Here is a 1,481-nt window from a genome sequence, read left to right as displayed (position 1 = left end):
GATCGTATTGAAACCTTTAACAACGCACCATTTTACAAAGTTGTTAACGGCAAAATTCAATTACAGGATGATGCTTATCGAACCTATATACTTATTAAAGCACTGCTTAATATTTCAAATGTAAGTCTAAATTCACTTAATTACATTTTTTCTAAGTTGTTTAAAGACACAGATGTAAAGATCTTACACGTCAATACTATGACTTTGCGCTTTTTAGTTGTTGGTGAATTTTCAGAGGCACAAAAGGGCGCAGTTCAAAATATAGACTGGTTACCTGCAGGCGTGGGATTGCAATATTATCACGTAATTACGCCTACTTTCGGTTTTAAAGAAAGTGGCTTAGAAACATTTAACAACGGCACTTTTGCAACTTATGAAATAGTTGATTTATAATCAAGATAGATTTTATACGTATAAAAGATCAGAGGTTTAAATTATGGCAGTATTTAACGAACCTACTCAATGGGACACTTCTCTTGTTGTCAACGGTGACACTAATGTAATTCCACAAAGTACCCCTGCAGGATCAGGCGCATTATCTTTTGATGATGGTTTTCCACAAATCACACAGATCCCACTTGGCGCAGGCGGTATTGCCCCAGATAGAAAAGATTTTAACGCTGTGATGAAATTGCTCGGTGATGCTGTCTTTTTCATGCAGAATGGCGGTTTCTGGTCTTATAATCCACTTTTTGATTATGCAGTCGGTAGAGTTGTCTTATATACAGACGGCTTTTTATATCAGTGTATTCAGGCAAACGGAACACTAGATCCAAAAGCTCCGACTGATTCCGCATACTGGCAGAGAGTTATTCTAAATTTTGATATTGCTAATATTCGCACACCTATAGGCATGAGCGTTGAATGGAACAGCGATATATTACCAGATAACGGCTTATGGGAAAATGGCGCAGAATACGATCAGGGTGATTATAACCTACTGTATAACGTGATCGGTTATCGTTTCGGATCAACAACCGCAGTAAAAGCAACTTGTTCTCTTGGTGAGGCTTTTATCGCAGGCGCAAACGGTAATAATATTCGTATTACTGTTTCTGCAAGTGGCGGATCATATCTTGTTACAACTTATGTAAGCGGATCTCAGGTAGATCAGCAGTTAGTGACCTCTATCACAGAATTAGTAAATCATGGTTATGTGGTATGGAATACTAGCGCAACTCTATCAGATGGCATAGATGTTACTATGACAGGAGGCGCAGACGGTACATCCTTTAAAGTGCCAGATAAGAGAGGCAGATTTGTACGTACTGCAGACGGTACATATCCTTTAGGTGCACAAATTGCTGAACAGTTACCTAACATTGGTGGTAAATGGTGGGGAAGTAGCGAAAAATTAAAAACAGCTCCTTATCAAGATGGAGCTATAGGAGCTGAAATTGTTACTGCCAACCGACAATATACAGGATCTTCAGATTCTGGATATGACAGAGTTTATTTAACTTTCAATGCCAACAACAGCA

Annotated in this window: 2 protein-coding genes; both read left to right on the top strand. The window is 38.6% G+C overall.

Translation table 11 applies throughout. The annotated features are described in order from the left end of the window. Positions 1-393: DUF2612 domain-containing protein (locus tag ACJML3_RS09475; RefSeq protein WP_406022683.1), on the top strand; the 393-nt coding region annotated here is incomplete at its 5' end. Positions 394-436: 43 nt separating this feature from the next. Then, the coding region (locus ACJML3_RS09470) for a hypothetical protein (protein WP_406022681.1) at positions 437-1,481 on the top strand (1,045 nt) is incomplete at its 3' end.

Source organism: Succinivibrio sp., assembly GCF_045124615.1.
Taxonomy (GTDB): domain Bacteria; phylum Pseudomonadota; class Gammaproteobacteria; order Enterobacterales; family Succinivibrionaceae; genus Succinivibrio; species Succinivibrio faecicola.
The sequence above is the reverse complement of the archived record's forward strand: the minus strand, read 5'-3'. Positions and strand labels throughout refer to the sequence as shown.